Origin of the sequence: Rhizobium sophorae (genome assembly GCF_013087515.1) — a bacterium.
GTDB classification, from domain to species: Bacteria; Pseudomonadota; Alphaproteobacteria; order Rhizobiales; family Rhizobiaceae; genus Rhizobium; species Rhizobium sophorae.
Genome location: NZ_JABFCN010000040.1, coordinates 35,666 through 57,131, shown reverse-complemented (window position 1 = coordinate 57,131; position 21,466 = coordinate 35,666). Strand labels below are relative to the sequence as shown.

Sequence of the window (21,466 nt, the reverse complement as noted above, 5' to 3'; positions counted from 1 at the left end):
CATAATGTCATATGACATAATATGAATTTCGAAGAGTGTCGAGCCCTATTGCTGCTCGGCGAGCATGCGGTAGCGGCGTTGGCTGGCCAGCATGTGGGCGCGCATTGCCTGGCGGGCGCGTTCGGGATCCTGATCGGCGATTGCCGCGAGGATTTCGACATGTTCGGCATAAACCTTCTGAAGATAGCTGCGGTCATTGGCTTCCGGCAGTGTCGGAAACTGGCCGCGGGGGATGGCTCTGGGGCCGAAATGGCGCAGGACATCGACATAGAATCGGTTGTTCGTGGCGGCGGCAATCGCCATGTGGAAGGCGTAATCCGCTTCCACGGTTTGCTGTCCGGTTTCGATCAGGTGCGCCATTCTGCGGTTGGCTTCGCGAATCGCCGCCTCCTGCTCGGCCGTGCGGCGATAGGCGGCGATTGCCGCCGCTTCACCCTCGGCGGCCATGCGAAACTCCAGCAATTCCAGGGTTTCCGGAATGCTTTTGATTTCCACCGGCGTCAGTGACAGGACCGAATGCGCCTTCGGATCCGCGACGAAGACGCCTTTGCCCTGGATCGGCTTGACGAAGCCTGCCGACCTCAGATCGGCAATGGCCTCGCGCACCACGGTGCGGCTGACGCCGAATGTCGCTTCAAGCTGCGGCTCGGTTGGCAACTGGTCGCCGACCCGTAGCTTCCCCGTCTCGATCTGCGCCCGCAACTGATCGATGACCTGCTGCGCCAGTCTTTGCCGGCCACCGCCGAGTGTCGTCATTGTCCGTTCCCCCAATCCCTTTGCATCAAGTCTCCCGCTCGGGTCTTGCAAATCATATCAGACTTCGATAAATCATAATACGACATACGGGCGACATAATATGTCTTTTATAGTAGTCTAGGGAGGACTGACAATGAAGCATTTTTCTAAGGGCTTATTCGTCGGCGCCGTGATCGGCGCCCTGACGATCGCTGCTCCGCTCTCGCAGGCCGCCACACCGCAGGACCAGTTGGTGGTCGGCACATCGCTGGCGCAGGTTCTGTCGCTGGATCCGCAGCAGGCGACCGAAGGCAAAGCGGTCGAGATCATGTCGAATCTCTACGATCGGCTGGTCGCCAGCACCGCGGACGGCAAGATTCTTCCGCAGCTGGCAGAAAGCTGGAAGGTTGACGACAAGGGCATCACCTTTACGCTGCGCAAGGCCAATTTCGCCTCCGGCAATCCGGTCACCTCGAAGGATGTCGTTTATTCATTGGCGCGGCTCTTGAAGATGGACCAGGCGGCCGCCGCCAACCTCAAGCGCGTCGGCTACGACAAGGACAATGTCGAAAAGCTCGTCAAGGCCGTCGACGACCAGACGGTGCGGATCGATCTCTCCGAACAGGTGACGGCAGAGCTTCTGCTCTACCGGCTGACGACCACCACCACCAGCGTGGTCGACAGCGTCGAGGTCGAGAGCCACGCCGTCGATAACGACTACGGCAACGCCTGGATGCGAACCCATTCGGCTGGCTCCGGTCCGTTCACCCTCAATCGCTGGTCTCCGAACGAACTGGTAATCCTCGATGCCAACAAGGATTATATGACCGGCGCGCCAAAGATGCGTCGCGTCATCGTCCGGCATGTGCCTGAAAGCCAGGTCGAACGGCTGATGCTCGAACGCGGCGATATCGATATTGCGAGCGCCCTGACCGCCTCGGATCTCGCGACGTTCCAGGACAAGAAGGGCTTTGCCATCCAGCGTATTCCGACGGGCGGTTTCTACGTGCTGTCGATGAATGCCGGCAACAAATACCTCTCCAACCCGAAGGTTCGCGAAGCCATTGCTTACGGCATCGACTATAAGGGCATCGAAAAGACCATCATGGGTCCTTACGGGCGGGCGAGAAACGTACCCGTTCCGGAGAATTTCGAATACGCCATCCCGAACCCCGATTGGCATCTCGACGTCGAAAAGTCCAAGCAGCTGCTGAGCGAGGCAGGCTTCAAGGACGGCTTCTCGCTGTCGCTGAAGACGATCGCGCAAACGCCGCGCATCGATCTTGCCACCGCCATCCAGGCATCGCTTGCCCAGATCGGCATCAAGATCGACATCCAGCAGGGCAACGGCTCGGAAATCATTGCCGCCCATCGCGCCAGGGATTTCGATCTGCTGATCCCGCAGACCAGCGCCTATATGCCGAACGTCCTCGGCTCGATGGAGCAGTTCTCCTCCAATCCCGACAACTCGAAGGAAGCCAACAATGCCGGCAATTTCGTCTGGCGCTCGGCCTGGGACATCCCGGAACTCACGGCCCTGACGGCGAAAGCATCGATGGAGCCGGACGCCAAGAAGCGCGGCGAAATCTATGTTCAGATGCAGAAGATGTTCGTTGAACAGAAGCCGGCGGTGCTCCCACTCTTCGAGCGCTTTGAGCCGATCGTCCTGTCCACCAAGGTCGAGGGATATGTGGGGCATCCGTCTCAGCTGACGCGTCTCGAGAACGTGACCAAGGTCGAAACCCAGTAATACTTCCCAGGACAGCCGATCATGAAGGAACTCTCCGTAGCCGAATTTGGCCGACGGCTGGCGCATTTGCTGGTCAGCCTGTTCATCCTCTTATGTGTGACCTTCGTGATCGGCCGCGTCTTGCCCACCGATCCGGTCGGCGCGATTGTCGGCGAGCTCGCCGATCCCTCAGCCTATGCGGCGATGCGGGCGCGTCTGGGGCTCGATCTGCCGATCTACCAGCAGTTTTTCCTCTATCTGAACGGGCTGGCCCACGGTGATTTCGGCACCGCCGTCCTCACCGGCAATCCGGTCTCTGCAGACCTCGCTCAAGCCTTTCCGGCAACGTTTGAACTTGCGACGCTGGCGGTGATCATTTCGACCTTCGTCGGTGTCCCGCTCGGGCTGGTCGCAGCACTCTTTCGCGACAGCTTCATCGACAAGACGGCCCGCGTGGTCGCGCTCGTCGGTAATTCGATCCCGGTTTTCTGGTTCGGCATCGTCGGGCTCGTCATCTTCTATGCCGGCCTCAACTGGGTCGGCGGGCCGGGCAGGATCGATGTCTTTTACGAAGGCCTCGTCACGCCGCAAACCGGGCTGTTGTTGATAGACAGCCTGCTGCAGGGCGAGACGGAAATCTTCTGGAATGCGCTCGGCCATATCATTCTTCCTGCCGTCATCCTCGCCTACGCGGCGATGGCCTACATCACCCGCATGACGCGCAGCTTCACCCTGGAGCAGTTGAGCCAGGACTATGTCATCGCTGCCCGAGCCAAAGGGGTGAGCCCGCTCGGCACGATCTGGCACCACGTCCTGCCGAACATTGCGGTGCAGTTGATCACCATCCTGGCCATTTCCTATGGCGGTCTGCTCGAAGGCGCCGTCGTGACCGAGATCGTTTTCTCCTGGCCAGGCATTGGCCAGTACATGACGAACGCGCTGATGATCGGCGACATGAACGCCATCGTCGCCGGCACCATCATTGTGGGATTCATTTTCATGTTGTTGAACTTCCTGGCCGACGTCGCCTACGCCGTCTTTGACCCGCGCATGCGGGAGGCGGCCCGATGAGCGATGTCATCCGCAGCGAGATTCATATCCGCCCGCCAAGTGTGTCGACCCGTATCGCGGCGTCGTTTGCGCGCGCCGGCCGCAAATTGGCCCACGAGCCGCTCGGTCTTGCCGGTTTCGTCATCCTCGGTCTACTTTGCATTGTCGCGATCTTCGCGCCGCTCCTGGCGCCCTACGATCCGGCCATACAGTCGCTTGGCGAGGCCTTGCAGCCGCCGAGCCTCGCGCATCTGGCGGGCACGGACGAATTCGGTCGAGACATCTTGAGCCGCCTGATCTTCGGCACGCGCATCACCATCCAGACCGTGCTGTCGATCTCCTTGATTGTCGGGCCGATCGGCCTTTTGATCGGCGTCGTTGCCGGCTTCTTCGGAGGGCGCACCGATGCGCTACTGATGCGCGCCACCGACATCGTTCTCTCTTTCCCGTCGCTGATCCTGGCGCTCGCCTTTGCTGCGGCACTCGGCGCCGGCTTGACCACGGCAATCATCGCGATCTCGTTGACCGCATGGCCGCCGATTGCGAGGCTCGCGCGCGCCGAGGCCCTTGTCGTCAGAAACGCCGACTATGTGGTCGCCGCCCGCCTTTATGGCGCCTCGCCGATGCGCATTCTTCTCCTCTATATCGCGCCGATGTGCGTCCCGTCCGTCATTGTTCGCCTGACGCTCAACATGGCAGGTATCATTCTGACGGCGGCTTCGCTTGGCTTCCTCGGCCTTGGCGCCCAGCCGCCGGCGCCGGAATGGGGCGCGATGATCTCCAGCGGCCGCAAGTTCATGCTCGATTATTGGTGGGTTGCCGTGATGCCGGGTATCGCCATCCTCCTCACCAGCCTTGCCTTCAACATCGCCGGAGATGCTCTGCGCGACCTTTTGGATCCCCGCCATGCAAGATCGTGATCTGCAGCCCGTTCTTTCCGTCGAAGGATTGACCGTCCGTTTCGGCCGAGGCGCCGTGCCCGCCGTTTCCAATGTCAGCTTCGACGTCGGGCGCGAACGCGTCGGGATCGTCGGAGAATCCGGTTCCGGCAAATCGACGACGGGTCGCGCGATCATGCGCCTTTTGCCGCCGGCCGCGGTGGTCTCGGCCGAACGCATGGATCTTAGCGGCGATCCGTTGCTTTCAAAGAGCGAGCGTCAGATGGGAGCGCTGCGCGGCAAGGACATCGCGCTGATCATGCAGGATCCGCGCTATTCGCTGAATCCGGTGCTTTCGATCGGCAAGCAGATCGCTGAAGCCGCCCGCCTTCACCTCGGTCTTCACAAGAAACAGGCGTATGAGGCTGCCCGCGCCATGCTGGAGCGCGTGCGCATCAGCGATGCGGACCGGGTCATGGCGCTTTATCCCCACCAGATCTCGGGCGGCATGGGCCAGCGCGTGATGATCGCAATGATGCTGCTGGCGCGGCCGAAGCTTGTCATCGCCGACGAGCCGACCTCGGCGCTCGATGTCAGCGTCCGCAAGGACGTGCTGCTGCTGCTCGATGAGCTGGTGCGCGAGAACAATTCCGGACTGCTGTTGATCAGCCACGACATTCGCATGGTGGCAGCCTTTTGCGAGCGCATCATCGTCATGTATGCCGGCCGGATCGTCGAGACCCTGACCCGTCTCGAAGACGCCAGCCATCCCTATACCCGCGGGCTGATCGCTGCGCTGCCCGATCCCAGGAATCCGGTTCGCCGGCTTGCGGTCCTCGACAGGACGAAACTCGATCTGGAGACGGCGCAATGATCAATGTGCGTGACCTCGATGTCGTCTTTGCCTCCGGCAAATCAAGCAACCATGTCGTCAGGGGCATCAGTTTTCAGGTTGGCCAGGGGGAGACGCTCGGCATTGTCGGTGAATCCGGATGCGGTAAATCGACGGTGCTGCGTTGCCTCGCCGGTATGGAGTCTGGTTGGACCGGTCACATCGAGCTTGGCGGCAAACCGATCGGCAAGAAACGCTCCCGCGAGGAGCTGAAATTCGCGCAAATGGTGTTTCAGGACCCTTACGGATCCCTGCATCCGCGCCATCGTATCGGCACCGCCCTGGCGGAACCGCTGCGCGCTATGGGCCATTCCGATATCTGGTCGAAGGTCGAGAGGGCGTTGATCCAGGTTGGTTTGCCGGCGAGCTTCGCAAACCGCTTTCCGCACGAGCTTTCCGGCGGCCAGAGGCAGCGGGTGGCCATCGCGCGGGCACTGATCCTGTCGCCGCCCATCCTGTTGCTCGACGAGCCGACATCGGCGCTCGATGTCTCGGTCCAGGCTGAGATCTTGAACCTACTTGCCGATCAGCGCGAGGAAAAGGGCCTGACCTATCTGCTGGTCAGCCATGACCTCGCCGTCATCGCCCATATGTGCGACCGGGTGCTGATCATGAAGAATGGTTGCTTCGTCGACGAACTCACCAAAGCGGATCTACAGGCCGGCAACACGCATGATGCCTATGCGCGAGAACTGTTTGAGGCGAGTTTTATCGAGGCTTGATAATCGACCACTGTGGTGTGGAATTGTCCGGTTTGCGCTAATGGCTGCCCCTCACCCTAACCCTCTCCCCGTAAAAAAACGGGGAGAGGGGACGTGCCACGCGAGAGCGAGCGTGGACGATGAGGGTGCGGCATATACCCTTCGCCCCGTTTACGGGGAGAAGATGGCGGCAGCCGGATGAGGGGCGGTCCCTGCAATCTCCAGGGCCGAGGCGTCGAAGATGACATAGAATCAACGCCATGCACTTGGTGGCGTGGCTCGTCAGCGACCTTCCGTAACGGCAGACACATGCCTGACCGCTGCGACGCTACCCCTTTCGACGAGATGGCAGGCAAGCTCGACCCGCCGCCGCGGCGCCGCAAGGCCGAGCATCATGTCGCGCAGCAGATCGAGCGCGGTGCGCCGAGTTCGCGCATCGGAATATGCACCGTCGAGAGCGGCGGATTGAGAAAGGCCGACTGCGGCAAGTCGTCTATGCCCATCACCGAGATGTCCTGCGGCACGGCGTAACCCATCGCCTGCAATCCGCGCACCGCGCCATTGGCAAGACTGTCGCCCGCCGTCAGGATGGCGGTGAAGGAGAGACCCTTCCCGCGGACAAGACGAGTGATTGCTTCGGCGCCGAGTTCCGGCAGCCAGTCGTCGACCTCGAGCACCAGATCGGCATCGGCGGCCAGCCCATGATGCTGCAGGGCATCGCGCCAGCCCTCAAAGCGCCGCTCGATCGTCCGCCGACCCGGCCTCAGCATGAACAGGATGCGTTCATGCCCGGCCTTGATCAGCCGCTCGGCGGCAATGAAGGCGGCCGAGCGGTTGCAGGGCGTCACACTCGAAAGCCGCATATAGGGATCGTCGCTGTTGACGAGCACGACGGGCTTTCCGAGATTGGCGGCCTCCGCCAGCATCTCCTCTTCGTCGACAGTCAGGATCAGCATGCCGCCGAAGCTCGGATCGTCACGTATCTCGGCGAGGACGCGGGCCTCATCCCCCTTGTCGGCAACCGGGCGTATCGCCAGTTCGATGCCGAGGGCGGCGGCACGCGCGTTCAATCCTTCTAGCACATAGAGCGTGAACTGGTTGCGGACATAGTCGATCATCGCCGCGCCGGAGGCGACGAGCATGACCTTCTTGCCGGCGACGCTTGCCGGCAGGGCGTAGCTGACCGCACTTGCCGTTTCCAGAACCAGCTTGCGAATCTCCGGCCTGACGCCCTTTTCCCCTGCCAGTGCACGAGACACCGTGCTGATCGAGACGCCGCATCGGGCGGCAATGTCGTCGAGGCGCGTGCGCCTGCCTTTTTTCTCTTCCGCCGCCATGTCATCTCCTCACGCCCTCTCCATCATGCAAAAATCTTTCAGATTGCGCAAATGGAATGCCTATGCACAATTGTTGCCTGAGGAGTCCGCGACAAGCGGCAGAGCAGGGAGGCTTTGAAATGTGGCTAGACGGCCAGTCCATGCGTCGGGCGTTTTACCCGTACCAAGGCTTGAGCGGGCTGAAATATGACCACTGAGCAGCAATCCCATCTCCGCCGCGCAACGCCAAAGGCTAGCCCGATCGTCTACTGGCAGCTCGCCCATCTGTGGCAGGAGCGCTACGACGTCGCCGACCGTCCGATGGAAGGCAGCATGGATCCATTTTTCTTCGTCACCAAGACGAAGAATTTCATCCCGCATGAATATCCCTGCCGCACCGAATTCAAAAAATCCTTCTCCGGCCGGCGGCCGCAACCGGCTGCCGAATTCGATGCCGTCCGCTGGTGGCTTCCCTTCCCCGTGTCGATCTCTCCGGCTTCTGGTTCCGCCCGACACGCATCGGCTGCTGGGCGCGCACCTTCCTCGATGCCCGCTCAGTGGGGCGTGCGACGCTTCGCCTGTCGACCTGCGGCGGCGCGATCCTCTTCGTCAATGGCAGGGAGCAGGGCTTCATGGCGCCTTACCAGCGCAATCTCGAAGCCCAGCAGCTGTTCGAGGTCGAGCTGGCGGCCGGCCCCAACGAGATCCGCGTCTATTTCGACGATCTCGCCGAGCGTGACGCCCGTTTCTATTTCCAGCTGGATTATGTCGAAGGGCCTGAGGTCGAAACATCAGTTCCCGTTCCCATCGCCGCCGGCGATGCGGATGCGCTGGAGGTCATCCTCGAAGGCATGCGCTTCGACCGCACTGCCTATCTCGGCGAAGACGTGACGATCCTCTTCCCCGCGCCGCTGCCGGTGGCGCTGACCTGCCATGTCGAGATCGAAGGCGACTTCATGTCGATCGAGCGCTTCGATTATGATTTCGAGCTGGAAGCGGGAGCAACGAAACTGGCGCTCGGAACCTCGGCGGATATGCCCGCCGATTTCCGCCATTTCCGCATCACGTTCAAAACAGGTACGTTTTCGCTCGGTCGCACGCTCGGTGTCGAGATCTGTCATCCTGAGCGGCAGGGGGAGGCACCCGCCGCCCTTGAGGACCGCGTCGCCGAGGCGCTGGCCGAGGTTGCCGCCCATTCCGAGCCCGACACGGTCTGCGCTTTCGCACGCCTTGCGCTGGGGCAGGGCGGCGAGGAAACCGAGGCGATGATCTCGGCGATGCTCCCGGTCATCGAGGATTGCCACGACTGCGCCGATTTCGTACTGGTGCCGCTGCTCTTTGCCTATACGCGCTGGAGCGATCTGCTGTCACCCGCGCTGCGCGACAGGATCGAGCATGCCGTCCTCAATTACCGCTACTGGATGGATGAGCCTGGCAACGACGTTCAGTGGTATTTTTCGGAAAACCACGCGCTTCTCTTCCATACCGCCGCCTATCTCGGCGGCAGGCTGTTCCCCGATGCCGTCTTCGTCCGTTCCGGCCGCACCGGCGCCGAGCAAATGAAGGTCGGCGAAGGGCGTGTCCGCGCCTGGCTCGATCATTTCGAGCGCTGGGAAATGGCCGAATGGAATTCCGTTCCCTATTTCCCGATCGACCTCAAGGGCCTGACGGCGCTGACCGCCTGTGCGCCGGATGAGACGATCCGCAACCGGGCGAGCGCCAGCATCGTCCGCCTGATGGAGATCGTCGCCCGCTCGGCCCATCATGGCATGCTGACCGGCAGCCAGGGCCGCTCTTACGAACATACGCTGCGCCCCGGCCGCTCGGTCGAACTCTCCGCTATCGCCCGGCTGCTTTGGGGCCGCGGCTGGTACGGCCGGCGCGTCCACGCTTTGCCGCAGCTTGCCGTCTGCATTCGCGATCATGGCCTGCGTTTTCCAGAAGCGCTTGCGGCGATTGCGGCGCACCAGTCCGACGACGCGCAGGAATGGACCTTTTCCCAAGGCGAAAACCGTTTCGCCGCCCTCTACCACTACAAGACCCGTGACACTGCGCTCGGCACCATCGCCCATTATCGTCCCGGCGCCTGGGGCTACCAGGAGACGGTGCTGCATCTGCGTCTGGGCGACCGGCCGGAAGCGCAGATCTGGATCAACCATCCCGGCGAGACCATCCAGTTCGGGTATGGCCGGCCGAGCTTCTGGGGTGGCTGCGGAACATTGCCGCGTGTGCATCAGTATCGCGATCTGGCGATCCTCGATTTCGAGATCCACGAGGGCCAGCCTGATTTCACCCATGCCTGGTTCCCGCTCGAGGCCTTCGACGACACGGTGGTCGACGGCAATCTGGCGCTCGCCCGCTCCGGCAACGGGATTGCGATGCTGATCGGCAACGGAGCATTGGGGCCGGTAAAGCAAGGCCCGACGACGGATATCGAGCTGCGGCTGGCCGGCCGCAACGGCCGCTGGATCGTCCGTCTCTCGGATCTCGGGCGCGAGGGTGGCCTTGGCGGCATGCAGGCGCGTTTCGCCGCGCTCTCGGCCCGCCGCGACGACGAGGGCGCACTGATCGTTATCGATCCGGATTATGGCCGGGTCGTCTTCGAAGAAGACGGCACCGTGCACGCCGAAGGCCGTATTCTTCGCCCGATGGACTGGTCGGTGCGGGGAGACGCGGTACATCTGAAGATACCGGGCAGGCAGCCTCGGCGAGCGGCCTCGTAGACGACGCGTCCGGCAGGTGGAGGACCGGCCGGACGCAGGAATTGATCGATCAAGAGGAGGAAAAAATGACCAGAATGAAATCGATCGGCGCGGCTTTTGCTGCAGTTCTCTTGAGTTCTGTTGCCGCCCATGCCGGCGACGTGCGCATCATGTGGTATTCCGACGGCGGCGAAGGCGAGGTGATCAAGGACCTGCTCTCGCGCTTCTCCAAGGCCAATCCTGATGTCAACGTCATCCTCGACGAGGTCTCCTACGACGTCGTCAAGGAACAACTGCCGGTGCAGCTTGAAGCCGGGCAGGGGCCGGATATCGCCCGCCTCACCAATCTGAAGGCGCAGGCACAACACTGGCTCGATCTTCGCCCCTACCTCACCGACGCGAAATACTGGGAGGATAATTTCGGCGCCCAGGCCGACTGGATGCGTCCGGACGGCTCGACTGCCATCACCGGCTTCATGACGCAGCTGACGCTGACCGGCGGCTTCGTCAACAAGACGCTGTTCGAACAGGCCGGCGTCGAGATCCCCGGCCCGAAAGCCACCTGGGACGACTGGGCAGCGGCGGCCAAGAAGGTTGCCGACAGCCAGAAGGTCTTCGCCATGGCGATCGACCGCTCCGGCCACCGCGTCTCCGGCCCGAATATCTCCTACGGCGCCAACTATATCGCTGCTGACGGCAAGCCGGCGCCGATCGATCAGGGCGCCAAGGACTTCCTCAGCCGCTTCGTCAAGTGGAACGAGGACGGCACCATCAACAAGGATGTCTGGGTCAGTGCTGCCGGCACCACCTACCGCTCCGCCGCAGAGGACTTCATCAATGGCGGCCTTGCCTATCTCTATTCGGGCAGCTGGCAGGTTTCGGGCTTCTCCCAGAAGATCGGCGACAATTTCGACTGGGTGATGGCGGGCAGCCCCTGCGGCACGGCCGCATGCTCCGGAATGCAGGGTGGCGCCGGTCTCGTCGCCGTCAAATACACCAAGAACCCGAAGGACGTCGCCAAGGTGATGGATTACCTGGCAGGTGCCGACGTGCAGAAGGAATTTGCCGAACGCAGCCTGTTCATTCCAGCGCATAAGGGTGTCGCCGCCGGCCAGATTGACTTCAAGACCGACAATCCGCATGTGCAGGCGGCGCTGAAGGCCTTCGTTGAGGCGGCCGGCCAGACGGCGGCACCCGCCATGAAGCTGCCCGGCTGGAAGTGGTCGGATGCCTATTACAGCGCCATCGTTGCCCGCATCAGCCAGGTGATCGCCGGCGAAATGAAGCTCGACGACGCCTATGCCCGCATCGACGAGGATATCAAGGCCAAGGTCGCCGGCAACTGACGGAAGAACAGATGACGGCGAAGACGGTTTCTTCTGAACCACCGGCGAGAACCGGTCTGCGGCAGGCGCTCTTGGCGCCTGTCCGGCTTGCCATGGGGATCGTCGACATTCCCATGCGTGGCTGGCAGAAACTGACCGGGCTGAACGGCATGGCGGGCGTCTTCCTGGCGCCGAACATGCTGATCTTCACCGTCTTCGTGCTGCTGCCGCTGGTCATCAACTTCATCTACTCGACGACGAGCGGCAGCGCCATCTTCCTGCAGAACAGGACCTATGTCGGCGCCGACCAGTACCGCATCCTCTTCGATTGCCGCAGCTATCTCGATCCCTCGACCTGTGCCGCCGACACCTTCTGGGCGGCGGTGCGCAATACCGCCGTCTTCGTCGTCTTCCAGGTGACTGTGATGCTGATCGCGGCGCTCGCAACGGCGCTGATCCTCAACCGCGAGCTTTCCAATCGCGGCTTCTGGCGCGCCGTCTTCTTCTTCCCGGTGCTGCTGTCGCCCGTCGTCGTCGGCCTGATCTGGAAATGGATCCTGCAGCGCGAAGGCCTCTTGAACTATGCGCTGAGCCCCTTCGGTTTCGAACCCTTTTCCTGGCTCAGCGATCGTTTCTGGGCCTTCTTCTTCGCCGTCTTCGTCTCGGTCTGGGCGCATATGGGCTTTTATGCGCTGATCCTGCTCGCCGGCCTGCAGGCGATCCCGAGGGATCTCTATGAGGCAGCCGCGATGGACAGCGCCCGTCCGACCCGCATCTTCTGGCGCATCACCCTGCCGCTGCTGATGCCGAACCTTATCGTCGTCCTGGTTTTGGCGCTGATCCGCGCCGTGCAGATCTTCGATGAGGTCTTCGTGCTGACCGGTGGCGGGCCGGGCACCAGCACCATGTACATCACCCAATATATCTACGAGACCGGCTTTGCGAGTTCGCTGCGCAATCCGGGGCTGGCGTCCGCCGCTTCGATCCTGATGGGCATCGTGCTCGTCATCCTGACATTGGTCCAGCTCGGCGTCAGCAGCCGCAACGAGAAGAAGGGGGCTCGCCAATGAGCGCTGTCTCTGCTTTTCTGCTCCGTCGCCGCGGCCGCGGTTGGCACTGGACGGATGTTGTCACCTGGAGCTGGTTGATCTCGGGCGTCTTCCTGATGTTCGGCCCGGCCGTCTGGCTGGTCTTCTCTTCTTTCAAGACGCCGGCGGCCCTTGCCGAATTCCCGCCGTCCTTCCTGCCCTATGTCACCGAACAGGCAGTGGTGCCGGGTTACGACAAGCCGTTGCCGCTCTATAATGTCACGATGCCCGATGGCAGCACGCGTGTGCTCGCCGAAGTCCGCCGCATCGGCATCATCGGCCAGATGGTCGATCCGAAACAGCCGGGCGAAATCGTCAAGGCGAATATCAAGGACCGCACACCGGTGCGCCAGGTCGAATTCGCCGGCGGCAATTACACCGAACCTTTCCAGCGCTTCGATTTCTTTCTGTTCCTGCGTAACTCCGTCTTCGTCACCGTCGTCGCGACGGCCATTACGTTGCTCGTCAATTCCATGGCCGCTTTCGCGCTATCGAAATACCAGTTCCCCGGCCGCACCGCCGTCATGCTGATGATCCTGGCGACGCTGATGGTGCCGCTTTCGGTCATCGTCGTGCCGCTCTATTCCGTCATCGGAACGCTGAACCTCTTCGACAGTCTCTGGGGCGTCATTCTGCCGACAGTCGCCACCCCGACGGGCGTCTTCCTGCTGCGCCAATACATGCTGACTATCCCCGACGAATTGCTCGATGCCGCGCGCATGGACAAAGCAAGCGAGTGGCAGATCTACTGGCGCATCATCCTGCCGCTGTCGGCGCCGGCGCTGGCGGTGCTGGCGATCTTCTCGGTCGTCTGGCGCTGGAACGATTTCCTCTGGCCGCTGATCGTGCTGTCGCGCAAGGAACTCTATACGCTGCAGGTCGGCCTCAATGTTTATGCCGGCGAACTCAATGTGCAATGGCACTACATCCTCGCCATGACCGTCGTCTCGATGATCCCGGTCGTGCTGATCTTCGTCTTCCTGCAGCGCTTCATCACGACGGGCATCGCCGGCTCGGGGCTGAAATAGGCCAATCTTAATATAAGAAACAGGAGAGTGCATGAGCGGGCTCGAGCTCAGGAAAATCGTCAAGAACTTCGGCGCCGTCGAGGTCATTCGCGATGTCTCGCTTCATGTCAACGACGGCGAGTTCGTCGCTTTCGTCGGCCCTTCCGGTTGCGGAAAATCGACGCTGCTGCGCCTGATCGCCGGCCTCGATAAGCCGACTGGCGGCAGCATTGCCATCGACGGCAAGGATGTTACCGCTATCAGCGCCGCCGATCGCGGTCTGGCCATGGTCTTCCAGTCCTATGCGCTCTATCCCCATATGAGCGTCCGGGAAAACCTCGCCTTCGGTCTCGAGAACACCAAGGTGGCGAAAGCCGAGATCGAAGCGCGCATCACCGACGCCGCGCGCATGCTGGAGATTGAGCCCTTTCTGCAGCGCCGCCCGGGCCAGCTCTCCGGCGGCCAGCGCCAGCGCGTCGCGATCGGCCGCGCCATCGTGCGGCGGCCGGATGCCTTCCTGCTCGACGAACCGCTATCCAATCTCGACGCTGAACTGAGGGTCAGCATGCGGGCCGAACTCGCAGCCCTTCACGCCCGCCTGAAGGCGACGATGATCTATGTCACCCATGACCAGGTTGAGGCAATGACGCTGGCCGACCGCATCGTCGTCTTGAGAGGCGGCAGGATCGAGCAAGTGGGAACACCGCTCGAACTCTACAACAAGCCGGCCAACCGCTTTGTCGCCGGCTTCATCGGCGCGCCGCACATGAATTTCCTCGAAGGTGCGATTGTCGGTCACGAGGGCGGTTTCGCTGAGGTCGAAACCGTCGGCGGCCATCGTCTCTCGGTGATTGCCAAGGAGGCACGCCCGACGGGCGAAAGGGTCAGCATCGGCATCCGGCCGCAACACATCACCCTTGCCGATGAGGGCTCAGCGGGCAGGCTGGACACCCGCATCACCCTTGTCGAGGAACTGGGCTCGGAGACCGTCGTCCACGCCGACGCAGCCGGGAAGAAATTGATTGCGGTTTTTGCCGGCCAGCAGCGGATGAAATCGGGCGACAGCCTGCCGCTGCATCTCGATCCCGATGTGCTGCACCTTTTTGGCGAGGACGGCCGGCGCCTGTCCTGATGGGCTGAACCGCTCGTCAGCTTCCAGTCAGGCGCTCCCAATTCGCATGCGCGAACTTCGACCTGTCGGCCGTATCGAGGTCGAGATCTTTGACAAACCGCCGCGCATCGCTTCCGCGAAATTCCATACCAGACACGCGACGACGCCCGGGATTCCGCATCCTTCGCGTCTGGTAAATTCACGTCATGGGCAACGAACTCTTATATGGCCAGATACTCCGCTCGGCGAATCGAGGATTGTGCGGTCCATCCGAGGAAGGCTAGGCTGGCTGCATGCGGCTTTGGCCGCCTGTCTTCCCCCACAGCCGGGTGATATTTCCGTATTCTTGACTTAAGTCAAAGAAGGACGCAGCTCGCAGGTTCATTGTTCGCTTCTGAAGGTGGCTGAACAGACAGCCCGCGGAGGATCGTTCCCAATGGCGAACACAACCCTGCATGCCCGTTCCGAGACATCCCCGGCGACGTCGGCTCATGTTTCGGTTCCGGTGCTTGGCGCGACACTCGCCGCCTTCGCCGCGATCTCGTTCCTGCTGTGCATGCTGCTCGGCTTCGTCGCGCCTGAACGGGGCCTGCACCGACCATGGCTGCAGTTCTATCTCGGCCTGACGGGATTCGATCTTCGAAGCCTGGTGCTGGGCCTCCTTCAAAGCGTCATCTTTGGTGGCTATGCAGGAGCATTGATCGCTGCGATCTTCAACTTCATCAGCCGGCGCTTCGGCTGAGCAGCGAGTGGAGCCGCGCATATGGCCGCCGACCGCCGCAGGTTCCCATGGATGAACGCAGTGCTGACCTTCCTGGTCGCACTTGCGCTTCTGATCGCGCCCACGGCAGGCGTGAAGGCGATGCAGTGCCATGAACGTCCGGCTCACGGACACTCAGGGATCGAGCATTCCTCCGTGCTGACAAAGGACGCCCACGTCTCGCTCCAAGGCGGCCTTCACACCTCCGACCACAAGGCCTGCTGCACCGTCCAGTGCAGCTTCTGCATCGTCCTCGCCAGCTTCGACAGGACTCAAGCTCCCGCCGCCACGGGTTCGTTCCTCCGTTTCGCATGGGGCGACCAGACCGGCAGCGGTCTGGCGCTTCCACCGACGCTCGGTCCACCTCGTCTTCCGGTCTGAGGATGCCGGAGGCTGCCTCGTCGCGGCATCCGGTTGCTTCGACGGGCTTCCCTCGGGACGCCCATGACTCAATGGTCGGCACAGCCGACCCGGAAGCCAGGACCAACTACAATGAATCGCCGTGAATTTCTCAACGACCTGATGGTCGGCGCAGCCGCGCTCGGCACATCGGCCATCCTTAATCCCATGCGCGCCTTTGCACAGGCCGCTCCCGCCACAACGTCTCCTGCGCCACGCGCCTTGTCGGTCGGCTACAGGACCATCGACGTCAAGGGCAAGTCCGCCCGAGTCTTCGGCCTCGTCCAGGTGGACGGCAGACCGGGACTGGCGCTTGACGCCGGAACCGAATTCGACGTCGCCTTGTCGAGCGCCATCGACCAACCGACGCTGATCCACTGGCACGGCCTGACGCCGCCCTGGGCGGCCGACGGCGTGCCCGACAATCCGGCCGCGCTCTTGCAACCCGTCGAAACCCGTCGCTACACCTTTCCGGTCGGCGCGGGCGGCACGCACTGGATGCACGCCCATACGCTGCAGGAGCAGAACCTGCTCGCCGCTCCGCTGGTCGTGCGGACGGCCGACGACCTGAAGCGTGACGAGCAGGAGGTCGTCGTCCTGCTCCACGACTTCTCCTTCCTGCCAGCGCAGGAACTGCTGGCGAAGCTGAAGGGGAACGCCGCGTCCGACGCCATGCCCATGCAACACGGCTCGATGCAGGGCATGGCCGGGATGCAGCACATGATGTCCGGCAACGACATGGCGGGCATGGCGATGCCGGGTATGGCGGCCATGGACCTCAACGACATCGACTACGACGCCTATCTCGCCAATGACCGCACGCTCGACGATCCCGAGATCGTCAGGGTCGACAAGGGCGGCCGCGTCCGTCTGCGCATCATCAACGGCGCGACGGCGACCGCCTTCACCATCGACACCGGCCGCCTTTCCGGCGAACTGGTCGCCGTCGACGGGCAGGGTGTCGAACCGGTTGGCGGGACCTCCTTTCCGGTCGCCATGGGCCAGCGTCTCGACATCCGTGTGAGCATGCCCAAGGAGGGCGACGCCTTTCCCATCCTTGCCCTTCGCGAAGGGGCCGTCGAGCGCGCAGGCGTCATCCTGGCCACTACCGGGGCGGACGTCCGAAGGATTCAGGTCGCGGGCGATATGAAGGGACCTGTCCTTGGGCTCGATCTGGAACAGCGCCTACGTCCCGTCGCTCCCATTGCCTCCCGTGCGGCAGACCGCCGCTTGGAGCTTTCGCTGAGGGGCGACATGGTCGCCTACACCTGGGGCATCGACGGCGCGGACTGTCTCGTCGTCAAACGCGGGGAGCGGATCGAGGTCGCGATCAACAATATGTCGATGATGGCGCATCCCATGCATTTGCACGGGCATCATTTCCAGGTGGTCGGCATCAATGGAGCGCCGGTCGCCGGCGCGGTCAGGGACACCGTCCTGCTGCCGCCGATGGCGAGTGTCGTCCTGGCCTTCGACGCCGACAATCCCGGTCGCTGGCCGCTTCACTGCCATCACCTCTACCACATGGCGTCGGGCATGATGGCCTACGTGACCTACGACGGCATTGGCTGAACGCGGATCAAGAGACCGCGACGGCTTCCCCGAACTTATTCGAGCGAGGCATCCTCATGAACGACAACCATCTCACGTCGGCCTGGAGCACTTACAGCCGTACCGTTTTCATCGCCTTCGCCGCGGTCGCCCTGGCGCTCATCGCTTACGAGCACCGCGTGCACGTCCTCGGTATCCTACCCTGGCTTCTCATCCTGGCCTGTCCGCTCATGCACATGTTCATGCATCACGGGCACGGCGGTCATTCCGGTCATGATCATTCGCGTCACGATGCGCGCATGACGCCGCACAAGCCGAAGGAGAAAGAAGATGTCTGACACTCCCGCCTATGGACTCTGGAGTCTCGTGATCATCAACTCCGTGGTGTTCATCGTCTTCGCCGCGAGCTTCACCCGGCTCGAGACGAAACGTGACTGGCGATCGCTCGGCGCTTACTCCGCCTTCGTCGTGGCACTCTTCACGGAGATGTACGGCTTCCCGCTGACCATCTATCTGCTGTCCGGCTGGCTCGGCCGACAGTTTCCAGGCGTCGACTTCTGGTCCCACGACGCTGGCCACCTGCTTGAAATGATGTTCGGCTGGCGCGTCAACCCGCATTTCGGACCGTTTCACCTCGCAAGCAGCGTCCTGATCATGGCCGGATTCTGGTTGCTCGCCTTGAGCTGGCATGTGCTCTACGCCGCCCAGCAGAACCATCGCCTGGCGATCACGGGGCCATACGCGCGCGTCCGGCACCCGCAATACGACGCCTTCGTCGTCATCATGATCGGATTCCTGCTACAGTGGCCGACCCTGGTGACGCTCGTCATGTTCCCTGTTTTGGTGTGGGTCTACGTGCGCCTTGCGAAGCGGGAGGAGGAGGCTTCGCGGGCCGAGTTCGGAGCTGCATGGGACGCCTATGCCCAAGCGGTTCCCCGGTTCCTTCCGAGGTTCGGCCGCGGAACGGATGCCGCTGGAAGCCATCGTGGAGGAGCTGTCCATGACTGACCACAACGTCCATGAAGGCCATGCCCATGGCGGCCATCACCATCACGAAGGGCGGTCGGCCACGCCAGCGGCCACCAGGCCGCCGGAGGCTTCGGAGGGCGTGATCTATACCTGCCCGATGCATCCACAGATCCGGCAGGTGGGGCCTGGCACCTGTCCGATATGCGGCATGACGCTCGAGCCGGAGGTCACGACGAAGGAGACCGGGCCGAGTGCCGAACTTGTCGATATGACCCGGCGGTTCTGGATCGGACTCGCCTTGTCGCTGCCCGTTCTCGCGCTCGAGATGGGCGCCCATCTCACCAACCTGCACATGCTGCTCGGCGCGCAGCTCGCCAACTGGATCCAGCTCGTGCTTGCGACGCCCGTCGTGCTCTGGGCCGGATGGCCGTTCTTCGAGCGGGCCTGGGCCTCGCTCCTCAACCGCAGCCTCAACATGTTCACGCTGATCGCGATGGGAACGGGCGTGGCCTGGATCTACAGTATCGTCGCCACGGCGGCGCCGGACATCTTTCCTGCCACGTTCCGCGCCGCCGACGGCTCGGTCGCGATATACTTCGAGGCGGCCGCAGTCATCACCGTACTGGTGCTGCTCGGCCAGGTTCTCGAACTCCGGGCGAGGGAGCAGACCGGCGGCGCCATCCGGGCGCTGCTCGACCTCGCGCCGAAGACCGCCCGCCGCATCCGGGAAGACGGATCGGACGAGGACGTTGGGCTGGATGTCGTCGCGGTCGGGGACCGTCTGCGCGTACGGCCGGGCGAGAAGGTCCCGGTCGACGGGGAGTTGCTGGAGGGGCGCAGCTCCGTGGACGAATCCATGATCACCGGTGAATCCATGCCGGTAACCAAGGAGGTCGGCGCCAAGCTGATCGGCGGCACGATGAACCGGAGCGGCGGCTTCGTCATGAAGGCCGGCAAGGTCGGGCGCGACACGATGCTCTCGCAGATCGTTCGCATGGTGGCCGAGGCCCAGCGCTCCCGCGCTCCGATCCAGCGGGTCGCCGACCAGGTGTCGGGCTGGTTCGTTCCGGCGGTGATCCTGATCGCGGTCGCAGCCTTTATCGTCTGGGGCGTCTGGGGTCCGGAACCGCGCTTCGCGCACGGCCTCGTCGCCGCTGTCGCCGTGCTGATCATCGCCTGCCCATGCGCCCTCGGACTGGCGACACCGATGTCGATCATGGTGGGCGTCGGCCGCGGTGCGCGAATGGGCGTCCTCATCAAGAACGCCGAGGCGCTGGAGCGCTTCGAAAAGATCGACACGCTTGTCGTCGACAAGACCGGCACACTGACGGAAGGCAAGCCGAAGGTGACCGCATTGAAGGCCGTCGGAGGAACAGACGAAGCGGAACTCCTGAGGCTGGCCGCAACGCTCGAGCGTGCCAGCGAACATCCCCTTGCCGCGGCCATCGTCGCCGCCGCCCAGGAGAGGGGCCTTGCCCTGGGCGAGGCCCGAGAGTTCGACAGCCCCGTCGGCAGGGGCGTCACCGGTACGGTCGATGGCAGGAGGCTGGTCATCGGCAGCCACCGGATCATGGCGGAGGCGGGCGTCGACCTTGCGGCTCTCAATGCCGAGGCCGAAGCGCTTCGCGCCGAGGGCGCGACTGTGATCTATGTCGCGATCGACGGCAAGGTGGGCGGTCTTGTCGCCATCGCCGATCCGATCAAGGCGACGACGTCCGAGGCTCTGCGATCGCTGAAGGAGGAGAACATCCGCGTCGTCATGCTGACCGGAGACAACAGGACGACGGCGGAGGCGGTGGCCCGCCGGCTCGGCATCGACGAGGTCGAGGCGGAGATTCTGCCGGAGGACAAGGGCAAGGTGGTCGCCAGGCTTCGAAGCGAAGGTCGCGTCGTCGCGATGGCCGGCGACGGGGTCAACGACGCCCCGGCGCTTGCCGCCGCCGACGTCGGCATCGCCATGGGCACGGGAACCGACGTCGCGATCGAGAGCGCCGGCGTCACGCTGCTGAAGGGGGACCTGCAGGGCATCGCGAGAGCCCGCAAGCTAAGCCACGCGACGATGAGCAACATCCGTCAAAACCTGTTCTTCGCCTTCATCTACAACGCGGCGGGTGTGCCCGTCGCGGCAGGCGTGCTCTATCCGGCCTTCGGGCTGCTGCTCTCGCCGATCATCGCGGCCGCGGCCATGGCGCTGTCCTCGGTCAGCGTCATCGCCAACTCGCTGCGGCTGCGGCGCTCGCCGTTGGATTAGGCCAGCGCCGGTTGGTGCACGATGTGCGAATGCCTGTCCTGCGCAGGATAAAAGATGCAGGTGGAAGAAGATCACGCAAAAGGAGAATGGACATGACGACGACAAGATTGCCACATGCAGCCATGCTTGCCGCGCTGATCGCGGTCGGCGGAGGTGGTCTCGCGCTCGCGCAGACGAACGACGCCGACCCTCATCATCCTGCGACATCGGCGCAGGCAACCTCGCCGTCGGATGCGGACGACGGAACGACGGGGCAAGGTCAGGGATCCATGCCCGGCGGATCCGGCATGATGCCCGACGGAATGATGGGGCGGAGCATGATGATGCCGTCCGGCATGATGGGCGGCATGCCGATGATGTCGATGCGCGGACACATGATGAAAATCATGTTCGCGGTCGCCGACGCCGACGGAGACGGCGCGCTGTCCTTCGAGGAGGTGACGGCGATCCACAAGCGGATATTCGACAGCGTGGACGCGAACAACGACGGCAAGGTCACGACCGACGAATTGCAGGCGTTCATGCGGCCGTAGCCGGGCCGAAGGGATCCAACTTCGGAGGCTCCGCGAATAGTCGCGGAGCCTCCGTGGATATGATAAGATTGGCGATGCATTGACCACGGCGGGGGGAAATGCGCCGAGTCCTTCTGTGTCTGATCCTTTGCGCGCAGTCCGCATCCATGTCGGCGGCTTCCGAGCTCGCCACCTTCCACACCGCTTCGTTCGGCGGCAGCCGGTCGGTCAGCCTCAGTCTGGCGGAGGGCGGTCCCGCCCGCGATCCGGCCTTCGATTTCGACGTCGTCATCACGCTCTCAGAATTCGACGGTAGCGGCATCGTGCTCTATCGGGACGGAGGAAGACACGAGGCGAGCGTGCGCTGTGTTTCGCCCGCCGTGGTGCGGATCAATTCCGCCAACTATACGGTTGACGTGTCGGCGCGGCTGGGAACCGACTGGAAGCACGATCTTTGGGCGGCGCTCTGCACCGCTCCAGTTTCCTGAGC

Annotated in this window: 18 protein-coding genes and 2 pseudogenes; 18 read left to right on the top strand and 2 right to left on the bottom strand. The window is 62.9% G+C overall.

What is annotated here, in order from left to right; genetic code table 11:
• Window positions 1-45 precede the first annotated feature (45 nt).
• Window positions 46-756, bottom strand: coding sequence for a FadR/GntR family transcriptional regulator (locus tag G9X64_RS22400; RefSeq protein ID WP_029873220.1), 711 nt, complete (start codon window positions 754-756; stop codon window positions 46-48).
• Window positions 757-889: 133 nt separating this feature from the next.
• On the opposite strand from G9X64_RS22400, the gene G9X64_RS22395 reads away from it, so the two are divergent.
• From G9X64_RS22395 to G9X64_RS22375, 5 genes are read left to right on the top strand one after another with little or no spacing between them, the layout of a single operon-like run.
• Window positions 890-2,485 carry an ABC transporter substrate-binding protein gene (locus G9X64_RS22395; protein ID WP_168311864.1) on the top strand — a complete coding sequence of 532 codons (1,596 nt, stop codon included), beginning with the start codon at window positions 890-892 and terminating at the stop codon, window positions 2,483-2,485.
• A gap of 21 nt (window positions 2,486-2,506) precedes the next feature.
• A complete protein-coding gene (locus G9X64_RS22390) occupies window positions 2,507-3,535 on the top strand; it encodes an ABC transporter permease (RefSeq protein ID WP_171377410.1) in 1,029 nt (342 codons plus the stop codon).
• On the top strand, window positions 3,532-4,434 hold the full coding sequence (locus G9X64_RS22385; protein WP_029873223.1) for an ABC transporter permease: 903 nt from the start codon (window positions 3,532-3,534) through the stop codon (window positions 4,432-4,434). Before G9X64_RS22390 ends, G9X64_RS22385 begins: the two co-directional genes overlap by 4 nt.
• Window positions 4,421-5,266 carry an ABC transporter ATP-binding protein gene (locus tag G9X64_RS22380; protein WP_171377409.1) on the top strand — a complete coding sequence of 282 codons (846 nt, stop codon included), beginning with the start codon at window positions 4,421-4,423 and terminating at the stop codon, window positions 5,264-5,266. Before G9X64_RS22385 ends, G9X64_RS22380 begins: the two co-directional genes overlap by 14 nt.
• Window positions 5,263-6,006, top strand: a complete 744-nt coding sequence (locus G9X64_RS22375) for an ABC transporter ATP-binding protein (protein ID WP_171377408.1) — start codon at window positions 5,263-5,265, stop codon at window positions 6,004-6,006. Before G9X64_RS22380 ends, G9X64_RS22375 begins: the two co-directional genes overlap by 4 nt.
• A gap of 261 nt (window positions 6,007-6,267) precedes the next feature.
• Here the strand turns inward: G9X64_RS22375 and G9X64_RS22370 are convergent.
• Window positions 6,268-7,322: pseudogene (locus G9X64_RS22370) on the bottom strand (LacI family DNA-binding transcriptional regulator).
• A 186-nt stretch (window positions 7,323-7,508) separates the two neighbouring features.
• On the opposite strand from G9X64_RS22370, the pseudogene G9X64_RS22365 reads away from it, so the two are divergent.
• From G9X64_RS22365 to G9X64_RS22305, 13 genes and pseudogenes are all read left to right on the top strand, one after another.
• Window positions 7,509-10,024, top strand: a pseudogene (locus tag G9X64_RS22365) (hypothetical protein).
• 65 nt (window positions 10,025-10,089) lie between these two features.
• Window positions 10,090-11,349: an ABC transporter substrate-binding protein gene (locus G9X64_RS22360; RefSeq protein WP_171377407.1), complete on the top strand. Its 1,260-nt coding sequence runs from the start codon at window positions 10,090-10,092 to the stop codon at window positions 11,347-11,349.
• A gap of 11 nt (window positions 11,350-11,360) precedes the next feature.
• Window positions 11,361-12,398: a carbohydrate ABC transporter permease gene (locus tag G9X64_RS22355; protein WP_171377406.1), complete on the top strand. Its 1,038-nt coding sequence runs from the start codon at window positions 11,361-11,363 to the stop codon at window positions 12,396-12,398.
• Window positions 12,395-13,444, top strand: coding sequence for a carbohydrate ABC transporter permease (locus tag G9X64_RS22350; protein ID WP_171377405.1), 1,050 nt, complete (start codon window positions 12,395-12,397; stop codon window positions 13,442-13,444). The genes G9X64_RS22355 and G9X64_RS22350 overlap by 4 nt, the downstream gene beginning before the upstream one ends.
• Before the next feature lie 31 nt (window positions 13,445-13,475).
• Window positions 13,476-14,555 carry an ABC transporter ATP-binding protein gene (locus tag G9X64_RS22345; protein ID WP_168316930.1) on the top strand — a complete coding sequence of 360 codons (1,080 nt, stop codon included), beginning with the start codon at window positions 13,476-13,478 and terminating at the stop codon, window positions 14,553-14,555.
• 415 nt (window positions 14,556-14,970) lie between these two features.
• Complete coding sequence (locus G9X64_RS22340) at window positions 14,971-15,276, top strand: DUF5676 family membrane protein (protein ID WP_168316931.1); 306 nt, start codon at window positions 14,971-14,973, stop codon at window positions 15,274-15,276.
• A 21-nt stretch (window positions 15,277-15,297) separates the two neighbouring features.
• Window positions 15,298-15,675, top strand: a complete 378-nt coding sequence (locus G9X64_RS22335; protein ID WP_171377404.1) for a hypothetical protein — start codon at window positions 15,298-15,300, stop codon at window positions 15,673-15,675.
• Window positions 15,676-15,786: 111 nt separating this feature from the next.
• Window positions 15,787-17,265 (top strand): multicopper oxidase family protein, encoded by a 1,479-nt coding sequence (locus G9X64_RS22330; RefSeq protein ID WP_171377403.1) that lies wholly within the window; start codon window positions 15,787-15,789, stop codon window positions 17,263-17,265.
• Between the two features lie 56 nt (window positions 17,266-17,321).
• Window positions 17,322-17,582 (top strand): DUF2933 domain-containing protein, encoded by a 261-nt coding sequence (locus tag G9X64_RS22325; RefSeq protein WP_171377402.1) that lies wholly within the window; start codon window positions 17,322-17,324, stop codon window positions 17,580-17,582.
• Window positions 17,575-18,252: a methyltransferase family protein gene (locus G9X64_RS22320; protein WP_168316933.1), complete on the top strand. Its 678-nt coding sequence runs from the start codon at window positions 17,575-17,577 to the stop codon at window positions 18,250-18,252. Before G9X64_RS22325 ends, G9X64_RS22320 begins: the two co-directional genes overlap by 8 nt.
• Window positions 18,245-20,464, top strand: coding sequence for a copper-transporting P-type ATPase (locus tag G9X64_RS22315; RefSeq protein ID WP_168316934.1), 2,220 nt, complete (start codon window positions 18,245-18,247; stop codon window positions 20,462-20,464). Before G9X64_RS22320 ends, G9X64_RS22315 begins: the two co-directional genes overlap by 8 nt.
• Before the next feature lie 92 nt (window positions 20,465-20,556).
• Window positions 20,557-20,997, top strand: coding sequence for an EF-hand domain-containing protein (locus tag G9X64_RS22310; protein ID WP_168316952.1), 441 nt, complete (start codon window positions 20,557-20,559; stop codon window positions 20,995-20,997).
• A 98-nt stretch (window positions 20,998-21,095) separates the two neighbouring features.
• The gene (locus G9X64_RS22305; RefSeq protein WP_168311879.1) at window positions 21,096-21,464 is read left to right on the top strand and encodes a hypothetical protein; all 369 of its coding nucleotides are present in this window, start codon (window positions 21,096-21,098) and stop codon (window positions 21,462-21,464) included.
• Window positions 21,465-21,466: the final 2 nt, after the last annotated feature.